The sequence below is a fragment of the Campylobacter sp. CNRCH_2015_0338h genome (assembly GCF_025772785.1).
In the GTDB taxonomy this organism is placed as follows: domain Bacteria; phylum Campylobacterota; class Campylobacteria; order Campylobacterales; family Campylobacteraceae; genus Campylobacter_D.
This window is the reverse complement of the sequence record NZ_JAKMST010000022.1, coordinates 1-1786: the sequence shown is the minus strand read 5'-3', so window position 1 is coordinate 1786 and position 1786 is coordinate 1. Positions and strand designations below refer to the sequence as shown.

Annotated in this window: 1 protein-coding gene; it reads left to right on the top strand. The window is 30.0% G+C overall.

Annotation, left to right across the window (positions count from 1 at the left end):
• On the top strand, positions 1–1786 hold a 1786-nt coding region (locus tag L8X30_RS07840; RefSeq protein WP_263679757.1), incomplete at both ends, for an inverse autotransporter beta domain-containing protein.

Below are 1786 nucleotides of genomic sequence, written 5' to 3'. Positions count from 1 at the left end.
TTTTTGCTAATATGAGTAAATGGTATGGAGAAAAAGTAGCTCCATTTGGCAATGTAAGCTGCTTTGAAGATTTAGAAAAAAATCCTTTGGTGTATGAAGGAGGTATTACTTATTCACCTTGTCCTGCTTTAAATTTTTCATTAAGCTACAAACAAAGCAATGAGAGCAATAAACAAGGCACAAATATAGCTATGAATTTTAATATACCTTTAGATAAAGATGCCTTCAAACATGCTTTTGATCCTAAATTTGCAGGTATAAATAACACCATTGAAGGCTCTAGAACTCATTTTATAGATAGAGATTATTCTATGGTGCTTGAATATAAAGCCATTAATAATGCTTATCATATTTCTTATTGTGGAAATTTAGGGGATAATACTCATTGTATTATGCTAAAAAATGGTTTTAACCAAGCAGTTAAAAATGTCGCTATGAGTGTAACTCCTGAACAAAAAAGTGTAATCTTAAAGAATGGAAATCATTATATTACTAATGATAGTGGAAAGGTTTTTGTAAAAATAATCCATGCTTATGGAGTCCATCAAACCAATTTAATTGCTAAAGCAGGGAATGCTCAAGAAAGTTTCCCTATTACTATTATAGCTCCAAAAGAAGACTTTAGGATATTTGCCAAACCTTCTAATATACAAAGATATGAAAAATCTCTAATCACATTTGCAGGAAGTGATTTGGCAAGTGATTTAGATATAAATTGGAAATTAATTGGCAAAGGAAGCTTAGAAAAAACTCCAAATTCAGATAAAACAGATAAAGATGGAAATTCAAACATTATCTATAAGCCTGATGCAAATATGAAAGATAAAGAAAAAGCAACAATCATTGCTAATGTATTAGGAGTTACTTTAAAAGCATTTGTTCAAATAGCAATTTATGGAGATAATGATATTATCTTAGATAAAACTACTATAGGTAATAAAGAAAAAGCTCATGCAAGTTATAAAAACTTACAAGCTAAAACTACTAAGGTTAAATGGAGCATACAAGGAGATAATGCTTTATTTATTGATAAAGATAAAACTACTAAAGAGCTTAATTTAATAGCTGATGAAAAGGGTGAGAGCAATGTAGAAATCATAGGACTTAGTGGAAATGAAAAAGTAAAAATCATTGCTAAGAATATGAGTGATGAGTTAGTAAAAGAAAAAAGTAAAGATTTAGAGATCAAAAACTATTCAGCCACTATGGAGCTTCCTATCGGAAAAGACCCTGTGACTCATCAAGACTTTGAAAAAGGAATGATTGATTATAAAAGCGACTTTGAAGTAAAACTTAAAGGTTTAATGCCAAAAACAAAAGTTTTATGGAAGGCTAAAGATATACAAAGCAATAAAACTTTAAGAATTAGCAATGACAAAGAAAGTACAGCTGATGATAAAGGTGAGAGTAAGGTAGTATTTGAAGGAGTAAAAGATTTTAATATTAAAAGATTACAAATCATTGCTACTTATAATCAAAGCACAGCTAGTACTCAAGAAGTAAGCGGAGAGATCAAACTCCACCAATACACCCCAAGCATTAATTTTAGTAAAGATAAAATCCATGCTTATGAAAGTGAAAACATCAAAGCTTTAAAAGATCCAAAACTTGATCATGTTGATGTAACTTTAAAAGGTGGCAAACCTAATGAAAAAATAGAATGGAGTTTAAACGGGGATGCTAGTTTAAGTAATCAAGAAGCAGTATTTAATGCTAGTGGTGAAGCTAAAGCAACTATTACTTCTAAAGCACCATTTAAAGCTAATCCTATCATTAGTGTAAATAC